We start from the raw sequence: 19,602 nt of genomic DNA, 5'->3' as shown, positions 1-19,602 counted from the left end.
GCATCACACCGTTAAGACAGTTCAAGGAAATGGCGCGCATTGGCGCCAAACATCACGATTGATGGCTGCGGCCGCGTGCATTGCCCCTGTTCAACACCGAGAAGGAACCACCATGAACGCCTCGAGGTCCCCGTTGCGGCGAATCCGCGCCGCCGCGATGTTGCTTGCGGCCGTGCCGCTGGCGCTGTGGGCACAGCAGACGCCGCCGAAGCAGCACGCCACCGAGCCCGAGATCAAGTACCAGGGCGCCGCCTCGCCGCTGGCCGGCGAGCCGATGCACCAGGCGACGAACCCGAAGGCCCCGCCGATGACGCAGGCCGAGTTCGACCGTGCGCGCGCGCTGTACTTCGAGCGCTGCGCCGGCTGCCACGGCGTGCTGCGCAAGGGCGCCACCGGCAAGCCGCTGACGCCGGACCTCACCACCGCCAAGGGCACCGACTACCTGAAGGTCTTCATCGCCTACGGTTCGCCGGCGGGCATGCCGAACTGGCAGACCTCGGGCGAGATGGACGAGAAGACCGTCGACCTGATGGCCCGCTACATCCAGCACGATCCTCCGACCCCGCCCGAGTTCGGCATGCCGCAGATGAAGGCGACGTGGAAGGTCATCGTGCCGCCGGACCAGCGGCCGAAGAAGAAGATGAACGACTACAACATCGCCAACATCTTCTCGACGACGCTGCGCGACAGCGGCCAGGTCGCGCTGATCGACGGCGATACGAAGCAGATCATCAACATCGTCAACACCGGCTACGCGGTGCACATCTCGCGCCTGTCGGCGTCAGGCCGCTATCTTTACGTGATAGGTCGTGACGCGAAGATCAACATGATCGACCTGTGGATGGCCAAGCCCGACAACGTGGCCGAGATCCGCGTCGGCCTCGAGGCGCGTTCGGTCGACACCAGCAAGTACAAGGGCTTCGAGGACAAGCTGGCGATCGCCGGCGCCTACTGGCCGCCGCAGTTCGTCATCATGGACGGCAATACGCTGGAGCCGAAGAAGATCGTCAGCACCCGCGGCATGACGGTCGATACGCAGGAATTCCACCCCGAGCCGCGCGTCGCCTCGATCGTCGCCAGCCACTTCAAGCCGGAATTCGTCGTCAACGTCAAGGAGACCGGCAAGACGCTGATGGTCGACTACTCGAACATCGACGCGCTGAAGATCACCGAGATCGGCTCGGCCCGCTACCTGCACGACGGCGGCTGGGATTCGAGCAAGCGCTACTTCATGGTGGCGGCGAACAACAGCAACAAGATCGCCGCGATCGATGCGAAGGACGGCAAGCTGAAGGCGCTGACCGAGGTCGGCAAGATCCCGCACCCGGGCCGCGGCGCGAACTTCACGCACCCGAAGTTCGGGCCGGTCTGGGCCACCAGCCACCTCGGCGACGAGACCATCGCGCTGCTGGCCACCGACGACAAGCGCAAGGACGCCTTCAAGGTCGTGCAGTCGCTGAAGGCCCAGGGCGGCGGCTCGCTGTTCATCAAGACGCATCCGAAGTCGAGCAACCTGTGGGTCGATACGCCGCTGAACCCCGATGCGGCGATCTCGCAGTCGGTGGCGGTGTTCGACATCAAGAACCTCGACAAGGGCTTCAAGGTGCTGCCGATCGCCGAATGGGCGGGCCTGAAGGACGACGGTGCCAAGCGCGTCGTGCAGCCGGAATACAACCGAGCCGGCGACGAGGTCTGGTTCGCCGTCTGGTCGGCCAAGGACAAGCAGAGCGCGATCGTCGTCGTCGACGACAAGACGCTGAAGCTGAAGGCCGTGATCAAGGACCCGCGCCTGATCACGCCGACCGGCCACTTCAACGTGCACAACACGCAGCACGACGTCTACTGAACAACAGGGAGGAAAGGGACATGGGCATGAAGCACCTCGCACGCGCCGCGGCGCTGGCCACTGGCCTCGGGCTGGCGGCCTTCGCACCGGCCGCGCAGGCAGACACGGAGGCCGACCTGAACAAGGCCGGCTGCATGGCCTGCCATGCGAAGGACAAGAAGCTCGTCGGACCGGCGTTCAAGGAGATCGCCGCGAAGAACAAGGGCCAGGCCAACGTCGTGGCGACGCTCGCCGACAAGGTGCGCAAGGGCGGCAAGGGCGTCTACGGCCAGATTCCGATGCCGCCGAACCCGGTCGAGAAGATCGGCGACGCGGAGCTGAAGATGGCGGTGGAGTGGATCCTCAAGCAGTGAGGCCGTCCGCTCCTTGAAGGCCGTCATGGGCACCCGCCGGCGCCGCGTGCTCGCGGCGCTCGGCGTGCTCGCCGCGCCTTCGGTCGCCCTGTCGGCCGCCGGATCGGCTGCCCGTTTGGCTGCCCCAACGGCCGCCGATCTGATCCCGCACGCCGGTGCCGCCTCGGGGCGCACCGGCGTGATCGCCTGGGGGCCGGCCGGCGCGTGGCTGGCGCTGCCCGGTGGCCGTGTGCTGCACTGGCCGGATGCGCTGCTGCCGCCGCAGCCGGTGGCCGGCGGCCTGTGGCTCGCGCGCCGCGATGGCCGCGTGCAGCGTCTGGCGCTCGACGGCTCCGATCTGCGCAGCATCGCGCAGTTCGACCCCCCGGCGGCACCGCATGCGCTGGCCGTCGCCGACGACGGCCGCTGGTGCTTCGTCGCGGCCGGCGAGCAGCTGATCGCGCTCGATGCCCAGGCGCGCCTGCAGCGCCGCTGGGCCGGTGAGGACCTGCTGCGCCGGCATCGCGGCCGCGCGACGGCGTTGTTCGCGCATGCCGGCCGGCGCAGCCTCATCGCCGCTTGGCCGGCGCTGGGCGAGTTGTGGGAAATCCCGCTCGACCCGGCCGCGCCGCCGCACTACGACGGCCTGGTGCACGACTGGCGCTTCGGCGAAGGCATCGCGACCCCCGGGCTGCTCAGCGTGCGGCGCAGCCCGCTCGGCCGGCCGATGGCCGACGTGGCCTTCGCCGATGCGCGGCTGCCGTGGCTGGCCGGCGTGCGCGGCGACGAGGTCCACATCCTGCACCTCGACGTGCGGCGGCGCATCGCGACGCTGCCGCTGCCGGGGGCGCGGGTGCCCGCCGCGCTTTGGCGGCCGGGGCCGGCCGGCGCCGCGGCACGCGGCCGCTGGTGGCTGCCGGCCGGCGACACGGTGCACGAGCTGGATGCCCAGCGCTGGACGATCGAGGCGGGCACGCGGCTGCCGGGTCCGGTGCGCCAGCTGGTCGCGGTCGGCGACGACGCGTGGGCGCTGGTCGACGCGGCGCAGCCGCTGTGGCGACGCGGTGCCCGCGACCTGCAATGGCAGCCGCTGGCGGTCGACGCCCGCCGCATCACCACGCTCGCCGCGGACCCGGCCAACGGCCACGCGCTGCTGGCGAGCGCCGGGCCGGCCGCGCTGCTGCGGGTGGATGCCGAAGGGCGGCCGGTCGAGCGCTGGCCGCTAGGCGATGAAACGAGCGTCCATGGCTTGATGGCCTGGTAGGCCGAGCCGGGTCAGGACCCGTACGCCGCCAGTCGCTGCACGTCGAGGATCAGGATGTCGCGGCGGTCGACCTCGATCAGCTGCGCCGCCTCCAGCTCGTGCAGCACGCGCGAGAAGTACTCCGGCGTCAGCGACAGGCGCGAGGCGATCGTCGCCTTGCTGACCGGCAGCGACACGGTGACCGCGCCGCCACCGGCGGCATCGTGGGTTTCCTGGTCGCGCAACAGGTAGCCGATCACGCGCTGCACGCCGCTCTGCAGCGCATAGGCCTGCACGTCGTGCACCAGCCCGTGCAGGCGCCGCGACAGCCCGGCCAGCATGCGCAGCGCGAAGCGGTCGTCGGCCTGCAGCTCGGCCATCACCGCGTGGCGCTGCACCGACAGCAGCAGCGAGTCGGCCAGCGCCTGCGCGTTCACGACGCAGGGCTTGCCGAGGAACATCAGCGCCTCGGCGAAGCTGCCGCCGGGGCCGATCAGCTCGATCACCTTCTCGTGGCCATCGGGCGACAGCCCGAACAGCTTGACCTGGCCGGTGACGACGACGTGGAACGCGTCGCACGGATCGCCCGGGTGCAGCACCACCTCGCCTCGGGTGTAGCGGCGCAGCTGGCAGCCGCTGGACAGGCGTTCGAGCTCGGGCCGCGCGAGGTCGCTGAACAGCGGCAGCCGGCCGAGGAACTGCGGGATGTCGAAAGCACGGGGGTCCAGCATGGAAATTCAACCTTCTCGAGAGTCGGGAGCGGCGAGGGCGAGCCCGGCCAGCAGTGCGAGGCCGGCGGCCGCGCCGGCGTTGTGCAGCCACACCAGCACCGGCGCCGCCGCGCCGGCCAGTGCCGCGACGCCGAGCAGCGGCTGCAGCAGCACCAGCACCAGCAGCGCGCGCGCTTCCGCGGCACGACCGCCGTGGCGCTGCGTCCAGCCCAGCCACAGCGCGGCCGGCAGCGCGGCCAGCGCCAGCAGCAGGTGCAGCAGCGGCGCGGCGGCGAACGCGTCGGCCCCGGACAGCGCGCCGAACACCGCCTGCAGTGTCCACAGCGCCAGCGTGATGCGCGCCAGCCGCTGCGCCGCGGCAGGCAGCGCGGGCACGCCGCGCAGGCCATTCCACAGCGACCACACCAAGGCCAGCATCGCGAGGCCGCCGATCAGGTTGCCGATGGTCACCCCGAGGCGAAACAACGGCGCGTCCGCAACGAGCCCCGGCGCACGGGTGACCACCCCCAGCAGCGCCAGGCCCAGCGCCAGGCCGAGCAGCGCACGGGCCAGCGCGGCGACCCGCGCGAGCCCGCGCGTGCGCAGCACCAGCACGATCGCCGCGATCAGCACCAGCGTCGCGCTGAGGCGGTGGGTCAGCCGCGCCGCCTGCTGCAGCGCATCGGCCGCGCCGGGCACCACGATCACCGAGGCCATCGCGCCGCCGCGGCAGGCCGGCCAGCTTTCGCAGGGCAGGGCCTGCGACAGGCGCAGCCAGGCGCTGGCGACCACCACCAGCGCCATCGCCGCCACCGCGGCCAGCGCAAGCGCGATGCCGCGCGGGGGCGTGCAGCGGGGGACTGCGGTCGACAAGCTGGCGTCGGGCATGCCCGAAGTGTCGGTGCACGCCGGTTCGCGGAGTTGATCTGCTTCAAGTCACATTTCTTCGCGGACTTCCAGAATGCCCAAGCAGCGCACTCGGATTCCCGAATCGCGCACTTCAGGAGCCCCGCGATGAACACGCACGACGACGACGAGAACGCTCCGGTGCCGTGGATGCAGCGACTGCTGGACAACCCGTTCATGCTGCTCTTCCTCGGCGTGCTGATCCCGATGCTGGTCTACAACGTGTGGGGCGTGATCGACATCCTGACCCTGCCGGTGGCCAAGTGAGCCGGGCCGAACCAACGAGGAGCACCCGATGAGCGCCATCCTGCCGCCGTCAGAACGGCTCTGGTACAAGCACCCGATCGACCGTGTCGAAGGCACCTGGATCGTCATCGCGCTGACCTGGTGCCTGGTGATGTTCGCGATGATGGTCGGCTGGCACATCTGGGGCCGCCAGAACCTGTCGACCGAGACGTACCGAACGACGCCCGAGCAGTTCACCGCGAAGGCCCAGGCGGTCGTCGACAAGTACACCGTGCGCACCGAGACCGACCTGAAGATCCCGGTCGTCGCGCCGCCGCCCGGCTCCGACGTCTACCTGCTGGCGCGGCTGTGGCAGTTCTGGCCGATCCTCGAGCTGCAGAAGGGCAAGACCTACCGGCTGCACCTGACGGCGATGGACTACAACCACGGCTTCTCGCTGCAGCCGGCCAACATCAACATCCAGATGGTGCCCGGCTTCGAGCACGTGGTCACCGTCACGCCGAACCAGTCGGGCACCTACTCGGTGGTCTGCAACGAGTTCTGCGGCATCGGCCACCACCAGATGGTGGGCCGCCTCTACGTCAAGTGAAGGTGGGAGCACGGACATGAGCAACACCACCTACCGCACCTGCCCGCGATCGGGGCTGCAGTTCGAGCGCAACGCCGAGACGCTGATGAAGGTGAACGCCTTCGTCGCCGTCGTCTGGCTGCTGTTCGGCGGCGTGCTGGCCATCGGCGTCGTGCTGACGCGCTGGCCGGCGATCCACTGGCTGCCGGCCGAGCAGTTCTACATGGTGCTGACGGCGCACGGCATCGACATGCTGATCTTCTGGATCATCTTCTTCGAGGTCGCGGTGCTGTACTTCGCCTCGTCGACCCTGTTGCGATGCCGGCTCGCCACGCCACGCATCGCCTGGCTCGCGTTCGCGCTGATGCTGATCGGCTCGGTGCTGAACAACGTCGCGGTGTTCCGCGGCGCGTCGAGCGTGATGATGACCTCGTACGTGCCGATGATGGCCGAGCCGAACTTCTACCTCGGCCTGATCCTCTTCGCCGTCGGCGCGCTGATCGCCTGCTTCGTCTTCTTCGGCACGCTGGTGATCGCCAAGCGCGACAAGACCTACCAGGGCTCGGTGCCGCTGGTCACCTTCGGCGCGATCACCGCGGCGATCATCGCGGTGTTCACTATCAGCTCCGGCGCGATCATCCTGATCCCGACCTGGCTGCTGTCGCTGGGCGTGATCGACAAGGTCGACGCGCTGGTCTACCGCACGATCTGGTGGGCCTTCGGCCACTCGTCGCAGCAGATCAACGTCGCCGCGCACATCTCGGTGTGGTACCTCGTCGCGGCGATCGCCTTCGGCGCCAAGCCGATGAGCGAACGCGTCAGCCGCACGGCCTTCCTGCTCTACATCCTGTTCCTGCAGCTCGCCAGCGCCCACCACCTGCTGGCCGACCCGGGCCTGTCGACCGGCTGGAAGGTGATCAATACCAGCTACTTCATGTACTTCGCGGTGCTGGCCTCGATGCTGCACGGGCTGACGATCCCCGGCGCGATGGAAGTGGCCCAGCGCAACAAGGGCTTCACCAAGGGCCTGTTCGAGTGGCTGCGCAAGGCGCCCTGGGGCAACCCCACCTTCTCGGGCGTGTTCATCGCGATCATCGGCTTCGGCTTCCTCGGCGGCATCTCCGGCGTGATGATGGGCACCGAGCAGCTGAACATGATCATCCACAACACGGTCTACGTGCCGGGCCACTTCCACGCCACCGTGGTCGTCGGCACCACGCTGACCTTCATGGCGCTGACCTACTACCTGATCCCGGTGCTGTTCCGCCGCGAAGTGGTATGGCCCGGCCTGGCGAAGTGGCAGCCCTACCTGTTCGGCTTCTCGATGTACTTCTTCTGTCTGGTCATGATGGGCGCGGGCACGCTGGGCGTTTCGCGCCGCCACTGGGACATGGCCTTCCAGGGCGCACCGCTGGCCTACGAATGGCCCGGGGCGGCCTACCTGATGATGGGCCTGGTCGGCATCGCCGGCATCGCGGCGATCGCCGGCGGCGCGATCTTCGTGCTGGTCACGGTCGGCTCGCTGCTGCTGGGCAAGCCGCTCGAGGCCGGCGCCACGAGCCCGAAGTTCACGCCGATCCCGCGCACCGCACCCAGCGTCGCGGCGCAGACCACCGGCTCGATGGGCTTCGCGGCGCCCGGCACCTTCACGCTGGCGATGGTCTTCCTGCTGGCCTTCGTGCTGTACTACTTCATCAACTGGAAGTACCTGTCGACCCTGTGGGGCCTCAGCTGAGGCCACGACGCGTCGCGTCAATCAGGTCGAACAGCCGTTCCTAACCGCCAAAGGAAACGGACCATGAACACGCCGCGCGCCGTCCCGCGTGCCTCCCCCGGGGCCGCCGCGGCGGCGCCTGCCTGGCGCACCGTGCTGGGCGTGTTCAAGCTGCGCATCGGCGTGCTGATCATGCTGACGGCGCTGGCCGGCATCGCGGCGACGCCGAACGGCACGCTGGCGGCCTGGCAGGTGGTGCTGGTGGCGTGCGCGGTGCTGGTCTCGTCGGCCGCCGCGGGCGCCTTCAACCAGCTCGTCGAGGCCGACAGCGACCGCCGCATGGCGCGCACGCGCACACGCGCCTTCGCCAGCGGCGCGCTGCGGCCCGGCCCGCGCTGGCACGGGCTGATCGCCGCGCTGCTGGCGGTTGCCGTCGCCGCGACCTGGGCCGCGACCAACGGCCTCGCGGCGCTGTTCCTGGCCGCCGGCGCATTGACCTACGCGGTTGTCTACACCCTGCTGCTGAAGCGCCGCACGTCGTGGAACATCGTGATCGGCGGCGCCGCCGGCAGCTTCGCGGTGCTCACCGGCGCCGCCGCGGCCGATCCGTCGCTGTCGCCGCAGGCACTGGCGCTGGCGCTGACCCTGCTGCTGTGGACCCCGCCGCATTTCTGGAGCCTGGCGATCGCCTGCCACGACGACTACGCCGCCGCCGGCATCCCGATGCTGCCGGTGGTGGTCGGCATCCCGCGCGCGGCGCGCATCGTGCACGGCCATGCCTGCGCGATGGTCGCCGCGTCGATGCTGCCGCTGCTGCCGTGGACCGGTGGCAGCGCCGGCGCCGCCTACGCCATCGGCGCGATCGCCGGCGGCGCGTGGCTGCTGCTGCGCACGCAGGCCCTGGCGCTGGAACCGAAACGGCCGCGGGCGATGGCCGCCTTCTTCGCGTCGATGGTGCAGCTGTCGCTGCTGATCGTCGGCGTGGCGGTCGACGCCGCGCTGCGCTAGGGCCTCCAATGGCCGCGTCTTTCGGGCGCCAGCTGCGCCGGGCCGCGATGGCGGCGCTGCTGGCCGCGGCACTGCCCGCAGCGACGCCGGCGGCGGCCGCGGGCGCGCCGCGGCTCGACCAGCGCGCGGCGATCGAGGCCAGCCAGGCGGTGATCGGCACGCAGCCGCCGGACTTCGTGATGCTCGACCGCGCCGAGGCGCCGGTGCGGCTGTCGCGTTTCCGCGGCAAGCCGGTGCTGGTGAACTTCATCTACACCGGCTGCTTCACCGCCTGCCCGCTGCAGACGCGCACGCTGGCCGATTCGCTGGACGGCCTGCAGCGCCTGCTCGGCGCCGACCGCTTCCACGTGGTCAGCATCGGCTTCAACCAGCCCTTCGATTCGCCGCCGGTGCTGCGCGCGTTCGCCTCGCAGCACGGCATCGACATGCCGAACTGGGAGTTCCTGGCGCCGAAGACGTCCGACATCGTCGCGCTGACGCGCGCCTTCGGCTTCGAGTACACGCAGACGACGGACGGCTTCGAGCATGCGGTCGCGGTGACCGTGCTCGATGCCGAGGGGCGCATCCGCGCGCAGGTCTACGGCGAACGCCTGACGGCCGAAACGCTCGGCCAGCCGCTGCGCGACGCGCTGCTGGCGGCGCCGCCGGCGCGCACGCTGCCGACGCTGGACGAGCTGGTCACGCGGGTGAAGATCCTGTGCACCGTCTACGACCCGGCGACCGGCCGCTACCGCACCGACTGGAAGCTGATCGCCGAGCTGATCGCCGGCCTGGCCTTCTTCGCGACCGTCGGCGGCTGGTTGTGGCGCGGCCGTCGCGGGCCGACGCCCCCGCCGGCCGCATCGTGAGATGGACGGGCTCGCCGCCTGGCGCCGCGCCGAGCGCGGCGTCGACCGCTTTTTCGGCGCCACCGCCAATCCGCTGAGGCAACCGGGCACGCTGGCGATCCTGGCGCTGGCGCTGCTGGTGGGCAGCGGGCTGTGGTTGTACGCGGTGCTCGACACGTCGGCCGACCGCGCCTATGCGTCGATCGATGCGCTGGCGCCGTACTCGCCGGGCGGCCTGCTGCGCAGCCTGCACCGCTACGCGGCCGACGCGCTGGTGCTGTTCACCACGCTGCATGTGCTGCGCGAGCTGCTGCACCGGCGCTGGCGTGCGGTGCACCGCTTCGCCTGGTTGACCGGCGTGGTGCTGCTGCCGCTGCTGGCGGCCATCGGCATCGGCGGCTTCTGGCTGCACTGGGACCGGCTCGGGCAGTTCTCGGCGCTGGCCACCGCCGAGTGGTTCGACGCGCTGCCGGCGCTCGCGCAGCCGCTGGCGCGCAACTTCCTCGACGCGGCGTCGGTCGGCGACCGGCTGTTCTCGCTCTTCGTCTTCATGCACCTCGGGCTGCCGCTGCTGCTGCTGTTCGCGCTGTGGTTCCACGTCCAGCGGCTGTCGCAGGTGGCCTGGTGGCCGCCGCGATCGCTGGCGCTGGGCACCACGGGCAGCCTGCTCGCGCTGGCGCTGGCCTGGCCGGTGCGCGGCCAGGGGCCGGCCGAGCTGGCGACGGTGCCGGCATCGCTGGCGCTCGACTGGTGGCTGCTGTGGCTGCACCCGGTGGCCGATGCCCTGTCGCCCGCCGCCGCGTGGGCGCTGGTCGGCGCCGGCCTGGCCGTGCTGTTCACGCTGCCCTGGCTGCTGCGCGGCCCGGCGCGTGCGCCGGCCGCGGTCGTCGACCCGGCGCACTGCAATGGCTGCCGGCGCTGCGTCGCCGACTGCCCGTACGCCGCGATCACGCTGGTGCCGCATCCGCTGCGGCCGTCGCGGATGCTGGCGCAGGTGGACGCGGACCTGTGCGCGAGCTGCGGCCTCTGCGCCGGCGCGTGCCCGTCGTCGGTGCCCCGTCGCGGCGGCGCGCCGATCGCCACCGGCATCGACCTGCCGCAGCGGCCGATCGCGGCGCTGCAGCACGCGCTGCGCGCGCTGCTCGACCGCCCGCCCGGCCTTGTCGTCTTCGCCTGCGACCATGCAGCGGTGCCGGCGGGCGCCGACGTGCTGACGCTCGAATGCAGCGGCCAGCTGCCGCCGTCCTTCGTCGACCAGGCGCTGCGCGAAGGGGCCGGCGGCGTGGCGATCGTGCATTGCCGCGACTGCGTCTGGCGCCTGGGCGTGCGCTGGACCGCCGAGCGCCTGGCCGGCCAGCGCCCGCCGCGGCTGGCGTCGCGCGTGCCGCGCGAGCGGCTGTGCCTGGTCCCGGCCGATACCGGCGAAGACGCGCAGGCCGCCGCGGCCATCGCGGCCTTCAAGGAAAAACTGCTGCAGATCAAAGCCCCGACCTGAACGCCCCACGAAGATGCCTCATGGATGAATCTTTGCGTTCATCGACGCCGACCCCGGCGCCCGACCCCGCACCCGACCCGGTGCCAGGTCGTGCCCCCGACCGCCCGCGCGGCCTGCGCGCCTGGATCGGGCAGGGGCTGCTGTACGGCGCCTTCGCGGCGGCCGTCGGCGTGTTCTCGCACTGGCCGGTCTACCACCCGCTGCCGCCGGACACCGCGCTGGTCAAGCTCAGCTTCGTGCATGCGGGCCAGCCCGCGGGGGCCTGCCGGCGCCTGTCGGCCGAAGAGCTCGCGCGCCGCCCGCCGAACATGCGCGCGCCCGTCGAATGCCCGCGCGGCCGCGCGCCGGTGGTGGTGGAGCTCGACATCGACGGCCGCAACCAGGTCAGCGCCGAAGTGCCGGCCTCGGGCCTCGCGCACGACGGCGCGTCGGCGCTGTACCGGCGCCTGGTGGTGCCGGCCGGCGAGCGGCTGCTCGCGGTGCGCCTGCGCGACGACGGCCGTGCCGAAGGCTTCGGCCATGTGCTGGAGCGCCGCGTGACGCTCGCGCCGTCGCAGGTGCTGGTCATCGACTTCGACGCCGAACGCGGCGGCTTGATCGTGCAATGAACACCACCACCTCCTCCACGGCCTTTCCGCTCGCCGGCACGGCGCCGATGCCCAGCGCACCGGCGCAGTTCGCGCTGCCGCTGCCCGTCGAGCGCCAGGCGCTCGCGCAGGGCTGGCTCGCGCTGGCGCTGCTGGCGCTGGTCGGCTCCGGCCTGTTCTCGGTGCTGCTGGTGCTGGCGCGCACGCCGGTGGTCAACGCCTGGCTGCCCGGCACCGACTTCTTCCGCACCGCGCTGGTCGTGCACGTCGACCTCTCGGTGCTGGTGTGGTTCGTCGCCATCGCCGGGCTGCTGTGGAGCTCGCAGATGCGCACGCGCCACGAGGGCATCGGCTGGGGCGCCCTGGCGCTGGCCGGCGCCGGCGCCGGCATGATGGCGCTGGCGCCGTTCGCCGATCCCGGCACGCCGGTGATGGCCAACTACATCCCGGTGCTGGAGTCGCGCCTCTTCCTCGCCGGCCTCGGGCTGTTCGGCCTCGGCACGCTGCTGCTGGTGCTGCCGGCGCTGGTCTCGCCGCTGCGGCGCGACCGGCTCGACGGCGCGCACGCGCTGCGCTTCGGCCTGCAGGCCGCGGCCATCGCCACTGCGGTGGCGCTGGGGGCCTTCGCCTGGTCGCTGGCCGTGGTGCCGCGCGCGCTCGACAGCCGCGCCTACTGGGAGATCGTGTTCTGGGGCGGCGGCCATGCGCTGCAATTCGCGTGGACGCTGCTGATGCTGATCGGCTGGCTGTGGCTGGCCCACGCCGCCGGCGCGCGCGTGCCGCTGAGCGCCCGCATCGCGCTGGGCCTGTTCGGCATCGCGCTGGCGGGTGTCGCGGGGACGCCCGCGGCCTACCTGCTGCACGACGTGCTGAGCCCCGCGCACCGTGCCCTCAACACCTGGGGCATGCGGGTCGGCGGCGGGCTGGCGATCCTGCCGGTGGCGCTGGCGGTGGCGATCGCGCTGCTGCGCCAGCGGGCTATCACGCCAGAGGCGCGGCCACTGCGCGCGGCGCTGGTCGCCTCGATGGGCCTCTTCGCCGCCGGCGGACTGATCGGGCTGGCGATCAACGGCAGCAACGTGCGCATCCCCGCGCACTACCACGGCTGCATCGTCGGCGTCACGCTGGCGCTGATGGGGCTGGTGTTCCACCTGCTGCCGCGCCTGGGCGGCCAGGCGCCGCGCGGCCGGCTGGCGGTGATGCAGCCGCTGCTGTACGGCGCGGGCCAGCTGATGCACATCATCGGCCTGGTCTGGTCCGGCGGCTACGGCGTGCAGCGCAAGGTGGCCGGGGCCGAGCAGGTGCTGCGCACGCCGGGCGAGGTCTTCGGCATGGGGTTGATGGGGCTGGGCGGCGCGGTGGCCATCGCCGGCGGGCTGCTGTTCGTCGTGGTCGTCTTGCGCGCGTGGCGTGCGCCTGCGAAGTGAAACCAACTCTCCCACCGGCGGCTCTCGGCCCAATGCGGTCATGCATGCAAGCACCGAGCGCGCCAAGGCCACTGGGTGCCCGGCTCCGCTCATGTCCCCCGGGCCGTGCGCCGCTGATACGCCTCAGGCTGGATCTCGGCCGGCCCTCCTCCTTGACTTCGCTACGCCGGGCACCCAGCGCCCTTGGTCGAAGCGAGACCGTGGCATGCGACGGCCTGCCAGGGCGGTGCGGATCAGGACGGCGGGGCGCTCTGTGGAGCGAAGTCAAGGAGGAGGGCCGGCCGAGCACGACCCGGGGCGTATCGATGCAGCCCGGCCCGGGGGACATGAGCGGAACAGAGCGCCCCGCCGGCCTGATCTTGCGCAGACTTCCGCACACCGCGGCCAACGGCCGCTCAGGGCCGAGAGCGGCTGGTGACGCCGCGGAGCCGTCGACATGATGCGAAGCCTGCTGCGCGCCGGCTTCATGCATGCCGAAGCGCTTTTCAACCGCGCCTTCGGCGACCGGCTGAACCCGCTGTACCACCTCGGCGCGATCGCCTTCTGGCTGTTCTGGGTCGTCGCCGGCAGCGGGCTGTACCTGTACATCTTCTTCGACACCAGCGTCGCCGGCGCGCACGCGTCGGTGCAGGCGCTGGCCACGCGCCAGCCCTGGGCTGGCGGGCTGCTGCGCAGCGTGCACCGCTACGCCTCCGACGCGATGGTGATCGCGATGCTCGCTCACCTGATGCGTTATTGGGCCTTCGACCGCCTGCGCGGCTTCCGCGCCTGGTCGTGGCTGACCGGCGTGGTGCTGCTGTGGCTGGTCGGCATCGCAGGCGCCAACGGCTACATGCTGCCGTGGGACCGACTGGCGCAGTTCGTCACGCAGGCCAGCTTCGAATGGCTGGACGTGCTGCCGGGCCTCGGCGGCACCCTGGTGCGCAACGTCATCGCCGACGAACGCGTCAGCGACCGCTTCTTCTCGCTGCTGGTGTTCATCCACATCGGCGTGCCGCTGGTCACGCTGTTGCTGATGTGGGTGCATGTGCAGCGCGTGCCGAAGGCCGAAACCCAGCCGCCGCGGCCGATCGCCATCGCGCTGGCGGTCATGCTGCTGGCGCTGGCGCTGCTGCAGCCGGTGATCGGGCAGGGCGGTCCGGCGCACCTGGCCGACGTGCCGGCCACGCTGGCGCTCGACTGGTGGCTGCTCGGCCTCTATCCGCTGGTCGAGGCCTGGGGCCCGGGCACGCTGTGGGGCGCGGTGCTCGGCGCGACGCTGCTGCTGCTGGCCGCCCCCTGGCTGCCGCCGCGCCGGCGCGGCGCGGCGCTGAACATCACGCTCGGCGAGCGCAGCTTCCCCGCGCGCAGCGGCGAGACCTTGCTGGAAGCGGGCCTGCGCGCCGGCGTGCCGCTGCCCTACGACTGCCGCGCCGGCGGCTGCGGCGTGTGCGTGTGCACCGTGCTGCAGGGCCGCGTCGACCCGGGGCCCTACCAGCCGGCGGCGCTGACCGACGCGATGCGCGCGCGCGGCCAGGTGCTGGCCTGCTGCGCGACGGCGCTGGAGGATTTGGCGCTCGAGCTGCCGCCGCCGGCCGGGGCCGACGCACCGCAGCGCCACCGCGCGCGCATCGATGCGATCGACCGACTCGCGCCCGACGTGCTGCGCCTGTGGCTGACGCTGGAAGACGGCGCCCGCATCCACTTCGCCGCCGGCCAGTACCTGAACATCGTGCTCGAGGACGGCGAGCGCCGCGCGTACTCGTTCGCCAATGCGCCGCACGACAACGAACGCATCGAGCTGCACGTGCGCCGCGTGCCGGGCGGCCGCTTCACGACCCGCGCCTTCAAGCACCTGAAGCCGGGCGACATGCTCGACATCGAAGGTCCGTTCGGCCGCTTCACGCTGCAGGACGGCCACCGGCCGATGCTGTTCATCGCCGGCGCCACCGGTTTCGCGCCGATCAAGAGCATCGTCGAGGACGCGCTGGCGCGCGGCATCCGGCGGCCGATCGCGCTGTACTGGGGCGTGCGCAAGCGCGAGGACCTGTACATGCCCGAACTGCCCGAGCGTTGGGCGCGCGAGCATCCGCAGCAGATCCGCTTCGTCGCCGCGCTGTCCGAGCCGCCGGCCGACGGCAGCTGGTCCGGCCGCACCGGCCTCGTGCACGACGTGCTGCTGCAGGACCTGCGCAGCCTGAAGGGTTACGAGCTCTATGCCTGCGGCTCGGTGGCGATGATCGACAACGTGCTGCCGCGCCTGCTGGCCAGCGGGCTGGACGAAGCGCATTGCCACTCCGATGCCTTCGTGCCGGCGAACCGGCGCGGTTTGCCGGTGGTGCGCTGAGGCGGCGGCGGCAGCGAGGCGCCGGCGCACCGCGCCGCTGCATCCTGGAAGCGCTTCAAGAATGCGCAGGCATCAGGCCGCGGGCGGATCTCGCTGGACGCCGCGAACGGCCCAGGCGCGCGCGTCCAGCGTGAAGCCGCGGCCGTCCGGCGACAGCGTCGAGCGCAGCGTGTCCCGCAGCACCGACCGCTGCTCGTCGGACAAGGACGCGACATACGCCGGCGCCGGCCCCTGACCGCCGAGAAAGGGCTGCCAGTAGTCGTCGAAATCGTCGAAGCGCGCCTGCAGCGCCAGCGGCGCGACCGCCACCGAGCCGAGGCCCGCATCCTCGAAGGCCGACTGCAACGCCGCGGGCCGGCACAACGGGAAGCGCACGCCCTCGTGCAGGCCCGCTGCGGCCGGGTCGAGGCGGACCGCGGCATCCCAGAATTGCCGGATCACCGCCATGCCGTCGGCATAGTCCCAGACATAGGCCGCCACGGTGCCTCCGGGGACCACGACGCGGGTCATCTCGGCGAGCGCCGCGCGCAGGTCGGGCACGAAGTTCAGGACCAGGCCGGAGACCGCCAGGTCGCAGCACGCGGGCTCGAGCGGCAGGTGCGCCGCGTCGCCCGGCAGGAAGGCCATGCGCTCGCCGAGGGTCTGCTGCGCCAGCTGCCGGAAGCCGTCGGAGGGTTCGACGCCGGTCACCCGCGCCGGCCGGCAGCGCTCGAGGATCGCCGCCGACAGCGCGCCGGTCCCGCAGCCCACGTCGACCCACGACCGGCCGGCCGGCGCGCCGAGCCAGGCCAGGAAGAGCGGTGCCACCTGGCGGCTCCAGCGGCCGATGTAGCGTTCGTAGGGACTGCCACGTTCCCAGTAGTCGGCGGCGCTCGGCGTGTTCATCGACGTGCTCCCGGATCGGGTGGCCGTCCGGTGCTTGTCCGGCACTCGACGTCGACCGCCGCCCGTTCAGCCTCCTGCGATGATGCGGCCCTCGTCAATCACGTGGGAAGGCCCATGAAACCATTTGCAGCGACCCTGCTCGGCCTGCTGCTCGCCGTCGGCACCGGCGCGACGGCGGCCGATGCGAACGAGCGCAAGTTCATCCGCCAGGGCATGGGCGAGGGCGAGGTGCTGTTCAAGATCGGCAAGCCCGACCACGAGGCCATCATCCGCAGCGTCAAGGGCCAGGCCGAAGAGAAGGCCTGGACCTACTTCCCGCACTGGCAGGACCCGCAGACACTGACCGTCATCACGCTGCGCGCGGGCGTCGTCGCGTCGATCGAGCGCAAGATCAGCCGCTGATCCGCGGCGCGGCCGCGCCGCCGCTCACACGCCCGGCGCGTTCACCAGCCGCTTGAGCCCCTCCTCGTCGAGCACGCGCACTTCGCGCTGCTTGACCTGCAGCAGGCCTTCCTCGTGGAACTTCGAGAAGGTGCGGCTGACGGTCTCGAGCTTCAGGCCCAGGTAGCTGCCGATCTCCTCGCGCGTCATGCGCAGCACCAGCGCGGTGGGCGAGAAGCCGCGCGCCTGCAGGCGGCGGGTGAGGTTGAGGATGAAGGTGGCCAGGCGCTCCTCGGCGCGCATGCTGCCCAGCAGCAGCATCACGCCGTGGTCGCGCACGATCTCGCGGCTCATGATCTTGTGGAACGCGTGCTGCAGCTCGACCACCTCGCGCGACAGCGCCTCGAGGCGCTCGTAGGGGATCACGCAGACCTGGGAGTCCTCCAGCGCGATCGCATCGCAGGTGTGGCGGTCGTGGCTGATCGCGTCCAGGCCGAGCAGCTCGCCGGCCATCTGGAAGCCGGTGACCTGGCCGGCGCCGTCTTCCGACGCGACGCAGGTCTTGAAGAAGCCGGTGCGCACCGCGTAAAGCGCGGCGAACGGGTCGCCGGCATGGAACAGCGCGCCGCCGCGGCGCACGCGCCGGCGCGTGCTGACCAGCGTGTCCAGCTTGTCCATGTCGGCGCGCTGCAGGCCCAGCGGCAGGCACAGCTCGCGCAGGTTGCAGCTGGAGCAGGCGACCTGCAGCTCGCGCATGGACCGGGCCTCGCAGGAACGTTGATTCGGATCGCGCACGTCGGTGGAAGTGGGGTGGGCGGCCGCCACGGCGGCGGTGTGCTTGTCAGCTGGGCGGGGATCGAGCATGAGTCACCTCAATGATGAGTTTGATTGTCATCAGCGCTCGTCGTCGGGCTTTGCGCTGCATCAAGTCCGGCGACCATGCGCCGAGTCAAAGTGGCGCCATGACGACGCTTGCCCAGCCGCCCCTGCGCGGCGACCAGATCGCCCGCTTCGATGTCGCGGGCCCGCGCTACACCTCTTACCCGACGGCCGATCGCTTCGTCGACGCCTTCGATGCCGACGCCTACCGCGCCGCGCTGGAGCAGCGGGCGGCCGGCATCGGCGTGGTCGGCGGCGCCCGTGCGCCGCTGTCGGTCTACGTGCACATCCCGTTCTGCGAATCGGTGTGCTACTACTGCGCCTGCAACAAGGTCATCACCCGCCACCACGAGCGCGCGGCCGAGTACCTCGATGCGTTGGAAGCCGAGATCGCGCTGCACACCGCGCAGCTGGGCACCGGCACGCCGCTGTCGCAGCTGCACTTCGGCGGCGGCACGCCGACCTTCCTGTCCGATGCCGAGCTCGAACGCCTGATGGGCGCGCTGCGCCGCGCCTTCCGCTTCGACGCCGACGGCGAGTACTCGATCGAGGTCGACCCGCGCACCGTCACCGCGGAACGACTGCAGCACCTCGCGTCGCTGGGCTTCAACCGGCTGAGCCTGGGCGTGCAGGACTTCGACCCCGCCGTGCAGAAGGCCGTGCACCGCGTGCAGCCCTACGAGGATGTCGAGAAGCTGATCGCCGCGGCACGCCGCCTGGGCAGCTTCCGCTCGATCAACGTCGACCTGATCTACGGCCTGCCCAAGCAGACGCCGGAGTCGTTCCAGCGCACGCTGCAGCAGGTGAACGTGCTGCGGCCGGACCGCATCGCGCTGTACGCCTACGCGCACCTGCCCGAGCGCTTCAAGCCGCAGCGCCGCATCGACGCGGCCGACCTGCCGGCGCCGGAACAGAAGATCTCGATGCTGGCCGCGTCGATCGACGCGCTCGGCGCGGCCGGCTACGACTACATCGGCATGGACCATTTCGCGCTCGCCGGCGATTCGCTGTCGATCGCCAAGCGCCAGGGACGGCTGCACCGCAACTTCCAGGGCTACAGCACGCAACCCGACTGCGACCTGATCGGCCTGGGCGTCTCGGCGATCGGCCGCATCGGCGCCACCTTCAGCCAGAACGCGAAGACGCTGCCCGAGTACTACGACGCGGTGCACAACGGCCGCTTCCCGGTGGTGCGCGGGCTCGCGCTGCAGCGCGACGACCTGATCCGCCGCGCGGTGATCATGGCGGTGATGTGCCAGGGCCACGTCGTCTACGAATCGATCGAGTCGGCCTGGCTGATCCGCTTTGCCGACTACTTCGCGCCCGAGCTCGAGCAGCTGCGTGCGCTGGCGCAGCAGGGCCTGGTGGTCTTCGAGGACGACGGCCTGCGGGTGACGCCGCTCGGCTGGTACTTCGTGCGCGCCGTCGGCATGGTCTTCGACAAGTACCTGCAGGTCGAACGCAGCCGCACGCGCTTCTCGCGCATCATCTGACGGACCCGTCGAAAGAGGCGGCGATGGTGCTGACCGGGCTGATCGCCAGCGGTCTCGTGATGGGGCTGGCCGGCGCGCCGCACTGCGTGGCGATGTGCGGGGCGGCCAGCGCCGGTATCGGCTGCACGCGGCCGCGCCTGTGGAGCTTCCAGGCCGCTCGTTTCGCGAGTTATTCAGTCCTGGGCGCCGCGGTCGCCTCGTCGGCCGCGCTGCTGGGCGCCGGCGCCGACCGCATCGGCCTGCTGAAGCCGTTCTGGGCGATGCTGCACGTCGCGCTGGTGGTGCTGGGCATCAGCCTGCTGTGGCGGGGCCGGCAGCCGGCCTGGCTGGATCGCGCGTCGCAGCGTGTCTGGCAGGCGCTGCGCATCCGCACGCTGGGCTGGGGCGAGGACCGCGGGCCGCTCGTGGCGTCGGCGATCGCCGGCGCGCTGTGGTCGCTGCTGCCCTGCGGCCTGCTGTATTCGGCGCTGATGGTCGCGTCGCTGGCACCGTCGCCCTGGCAGGGCGGGGCGGTGATGGCCGCATTCGCGGCCGGCTCGGGCGTCGGCCTGCAGCTCGGCGCGCGTCTGCTGCAGCGCTGGTGGCCCGGTGGCGTGGCCGGCCGCGGCGGCGCGGCCGCGGCGGATGGCCGCTGGGGCGTGCGGCTGGCCGGGCTGGCGGTGGCCGCCGCATCCGCCTGGGCGCTCGGCCACGGCCTGTGGCAGGACGTGGCGCGGCTGGTCTGCTGAG

General features: G+C 71.6%; 19 protein-coding genes. 15 read left to right on the top strand and 4 right to left on the bottom strand.

What is annotated here, in order from left to right:
- The first annotated feature begins 112 nt into the window (after positions 1–112).
- The 3 genes from P1K89_RS18250 to P1K89_RS18240 are packed head-to-tail and all read left to right on the top strand — an operon-like array spanning position 113 to position 3,442.
- Entirely contained in the window at positions 113–1,846 is a 1,734-nt protein-coding gene (locus P1K89_RS18250) for a nitrite reductase (RefSeq protein ID WP_284617913.1), read from the top strand.
- A gap of 20 nt (positions 1,847–1,866) precedes the next feature.
- Positions 1,867–2,199, top strand: a complete 333-nt coding sequence (locus P1K89_RS18245; protein ID WP_350081605.1) for a c-type cytochrome — start codon at positions 1,867–1,869, stop codon at positions 2,197–2,199.
- 25 nt (positions 2,200–2,224) lie between these two features.
- Complete coding sequence (locus P1K89_RS18240) at positions 2,225–3,442, top strand: hypothetical protein (RefSeq protein WP_284617912.1); 1,218 nt, start codon at positions 2,225–2,227, stop codon at positions 3,440–3,442.
- Positions 3,443–3,453: 11 nt separating this feature from the next.
- Here P1K89_RS18240 and P1K89_RS18235 read toward each other — a convergent pair whose 3' ends face one another.
- Together P1K89_RS18235 and P1K89_RS18230 are read right to left on the bottom strand one after the other, a co-directional pair.
- Entirely contained in the window at positions 3,454–4,149 is a 696-nt protein-coding gene (locus tag P1K89_RS18235) for a Crp/Fnr family transcriptional regulator (protein ID WP_284618044.1), read from the bottom strand.
- 9 nt (positions 4,150–4,158) lie between these two features.
- Positions 4,159–5,019: a hypothetical protein gene (locus tag P1K89_RS18230; protein ID WP_284617911.1), complete on the bottom strand. Its 861-nt coding sequence runs from the start codon at positions 5,017–5,019 to the stop codon at positions 4,159–4,161.
- Between the two features lie 126 nt (positions 5,020–5,145).
- On the opposite strand from P1K89_RS18230, the gene P1K89_RS18225 reads away from it, so the two are divergent.
- From P1K89_RS18225 to P1K89_RS18185, 9 genes are all read left to right on the top strand, one after another.
- On the top strand, positions 5,146–5,304 hold the full coding sequence (locus P1K89_RS18225; protein ID WP_284617910.1) for a hypothetical protein: 159 nt from the start codon (positions 5,146–5,148) through the stop codon (positions 5,302–5,304).
- Positions 5,305–5,332: 28 nt separating this feature from the next.
- The gene (locus P1K89_RS18220; protein ID WP_284617908.1) at positions 5,333–5,872 is read left to right on the top strand and encodes a cupredoxin domain-containing protein; all 540 of its coding nucleotides are present in this window, start codon (positions 5,333–5,335) and stop codon (positions 5,870–5,872) included.
- 16 nt (positions 5,873–5,888) lie between these two features.
- A complete protein-coding gene (locus P1K89_RS18215) occupies positions 5,889–7,586 on the top strand; it encodes a cbb3-type cytochrome c oxidase subunit I (RefSeq protein ID WP_284617907.1) in 1,698 nt (565 codons plus the stop codon).
- 63 nt (positions 7,587–7,649) lie between these two features.
- Positions 7,650–8,573: a heme o synthase gene (gene cyoE / locus P1K89_RS18210; protein WP_284617906.1), complete on the top strand. Its 924-nt coding sequence runs from the start codon at positions 7,650–7,652 to the stop codon at positions 8,571–8,573.
- Positions 8,574–8,581: 8 nt separating this feature from the next.
- Positions 8,582–9,421 carry an SCO family protein gene (locus tag P1K89_RS18205; RefSeq protein ID WP_284617905.1) on the top strand — a complete coding sequence of 280 codons (840 nt, stop codon included), beginning with the start codon at positions 8,582–8,584 and terminating at the stop codon, positions 9,419–9,421.
- Between the two features lies 1 nt (position 9,422).
- The gene (locus P1K89_RS18200) at positions 9,423–10,895 is read left to right on the top strand and encodes a 4Fe-4S dicluster domain-containing protein (RefSeq protein ID WP_284617904.1); all 1,473 of its coding nucleotides are present in this window, start codon (positions 9,423–9,425) and stop codon (positions 10,893–10,895) included.
- A 20-nt stretch (positions 10,896–10,915) separates the two neighbouring features.
- The gene (locus P1K89_RS18195; RefSeq protein ID WP_284617903.1) at positions 10,916–11,503 is read left to right on the top strand and encodes a hypothetical protein; all 588 of its coding nucleotides are present in this window, start codon (positions 10,916–10,918) and stop codon (positions 11,501–11,503) included.
- Positions 11,500–12,909: a cbb3-type cytochrome c oxidase subunit I gene (locus tag P1K89_RS18190; protein ID WP_284617902.1), complete on the top strand. Its 1,410-nt coding sequence runs from the start codon at positions 11,500–11,502 to the stop codon at positions 12,907–12,909. Before P1K89_RS18195 ends, P1K89_RS18190 begins: the two co-directional genes overlap by 4 nt.
- 436 nt (positions 12,910–13,345) lie before the next feature.
- Positions 13,346–15,235, top strand: coding sequence for a 2Fe-2S iron-sulfur cluster-binding protein (locus P1K89_RS18185; protein WP_284617901.1), 1,890 nt, complete (start codon positions 13,346–13,348; stop codon positions 15,233–15,235).
- Between the two features lie 72 nt (positions 15,236–15,307).
- Here P1K89_RS18185 and P1K89_RS18180 read toward each other — a convergent pair whose 3' ends face one another.
- The gene (locus P1K89_RS18180) at positions 15,308–16,120 is read right to left on the bottom strand and encodes a class I SAM-dependent methyltransferase (RefSeq protein ID WP_284617900.1); all 813 of its coding nucleotides are present in this window, start codon (positions 16,118–16,120) and stop codon (positions 15,308–15,310) included.
- A gap of 114 nt (positions 16,121–16,234) precedes the next feature.
- Between P1K89_RS18180 and P1K89_RS18175 the strand changes: the two genes are divergently transcribed.
- Positions 16,235–16,522 carry a hypothetical protein gene (locus P1K89_RS18175; protein WP_284617899.1) on the top strand — a complete coding sequence of 96 codons (288 nt, stop codon included), beginning with the start codon at positions 16,235–16,237 and terminating at the stop codon, positions 16,520–16,522.
- A 24-nt stretch (positions 16,523–16,546) separates the two neighbouring features.
- On the opposite strand, the gene fnr is transcribed toward P1K89_RS18175, so the two are convergent.
- Positions 16,547–17,257, bottom strand: coding sequence for a fumarate/nitrate reduction transcriptional regulator Fnr (gene fnr / locus P1K89_RS18170; RefSeq protein WP_284617898.1), 711 nt, complete (start codon positions 17,255–17,257; stop codon positions 16,547–16,549).
- A 206-nt stretch (positions 17,258–17,463) separates the two neighbouring features.
- On the opposite strand from fnr, the gene hemN reads away from it, so the two are divergent.
- Together hemN and P1K89_RS18160 are read left to right on the top strand one after the other, a co-directional pair.
- Positions 17,464–18,873, top strand: coding sequence for an oxygen-independent coproporphyrinogen III oxidase (hemN, locus tag P1K89_RS18165; protein WP_284617897.1), 1,410 nt, complete (start codon positions 17,464–17,466; stop codon positions 18,871–18,873).
- A 23-nt stretch (positions 18,874–18,896) separates the two neighbouring features.
- Complete coding sequence (locus P1K89_RS18160; protein WP_284617896.1) at positions 18,897–19,601, top strand: sulfite exporter TauE/SafE family protein; 705 nt, start codon at positions 18,897–18,899, stop codon at positions 19,599–19,601.
- Position 19,602: the final 1 nt, after the last annotated feature.

It is taken from the genome of Aquabacterium humicola (genome assembly GCF_030167915.1).
Classification (GTDB): domain Bacteria; phylum Pseudomonadota; class Gammaproteobacteria; order Burkholderiales; family Burkholderiaceae_C; genus Pseudaquabacterium; species Pseudaquabacterium humicola.
This window is presented reverse-complemented; position numbering and strand designations above follow the sequence as displayed.

Coding starts and splice junctions, on each gene's coding strand:
- hemN (WP_284617897.1), top strand. CDS start 17,464: ATGACGACGCTTGCCCAGCCGCCCCTGCGCGGCGACCAGATCGCCCGC.
- P1K89_RS18220 (WP_284617908.1), top strand. CDS start 5,333: ATGAGCGCCATCCTGCCGCCGTCAGAACGGCTCTGGTACAAGCACCCG.
- P1K89_RS18230 (WP_284617911.1), bottom strand. CDS start 5,019: ATGCCCGACGCCAGCTTGTCGACCGCAGTCCCCCGCTGCACGCCCCCG.
- fnr (WP_284617898.1), bottom strand. CDS start 17,257: ATGCGCGAGCTGCAGGTCGCCTGCTCCAGCTGCAACCTGCGCGAGCTG.
- P1K89_RS18180 (WP_284617900.1), bottom strand. CDS start 16,120: ATGAACACGCCGAGCGCCGCCGACTACTGGGAACGTGGCAGTCCCTAC.
- cyoE (WP_284617906.1), top strand. CDS start 7,650: ATGAACACGCCGCGCGCCGTCCCGCGTGCCTCCCCCGGGGCCGCCGCG.
- P1K89_RS18225 (WP_284617910.1), top strand. CDS start 5,146: ATGAACACGCACGACGACGACGAGAACGCTCCGGTGCCGTGGATGCAG.
- P1K89_RS18190 (WP_284617902.1), top strand. CDS start 11,500: ATGAACACCACCACCTCCTCCACGGCCTTTCCGCTCGCCGGCACGGCG.
- P1K89_RS18185 (WP_284617901.1), top strand. CDS start 13,346: ATGATGCGAAGCCTGCTGCGCGCCGGCTTCATGCATGCCGAAGCGCTT.
- P1K89_RS18160 (WP_284617896.1), top strand. CDS start 18,897: ATGGTGCTGACCGGGCTGATCGCCAGCGGTCTCGTGATGGGGCTGGCC.
- P1K89_RS18215 (WP_284617907.1), top strand. CDS start 5,889: ATGAGCAACACCACCTACCGCACCTGCCCGCGATCGGGGCTGCAGTTC.
- P1K89_RS18175 (WP_284617899.1), top strand. CDS start 16,235: ATGAAACCATTTGCAGCGACCCTGCTCGGCCTGCTGCTCGCCGTCGGC.
- P1K89_RS18205 (WP_284617905.1), top strand. CDS start 8,582: ATGGCCGCGTCTTTCGGGCGCCAGCTGCGCCGGGCCGCGATGGCGGCG.
- P1K89_RS18240 (WP_284617912.1), top strand. CDS start 2,225: ATGGGCACCCGCCGGCGCCGCGTGCTCGCGGCGCTCGGCGTGCTCGCC.
- P1K89_RS18250 (WP_284617913.1), top strand. CDS start 113: ATGAACGCCTCGAGGTCCCCGTTGCGGCGAATCCGCGCCGCCGCGATG.
- P1K89_RS18245 (WP_350081605.1), top strand. CDS start 1,867: ATGGGCATGAAGCACCTCGCACGCGCCGCGGCGCTGGCCACTGGCCTC.
- P1K89_RS18195 (WP_284617903.1), top strand. CDS start 10,916: ATGGATGAATCTTTGCGTTCATCGACGCCGACCCCGGCGCCCGACCCC.
- P1K89_RS18200 (WP_284617904.1), top strand. CDS start 9,423: ATGGACGGGCTCGCCGCCTGGCGCCGCGCCGAGCGCGGCGTCGACCGC.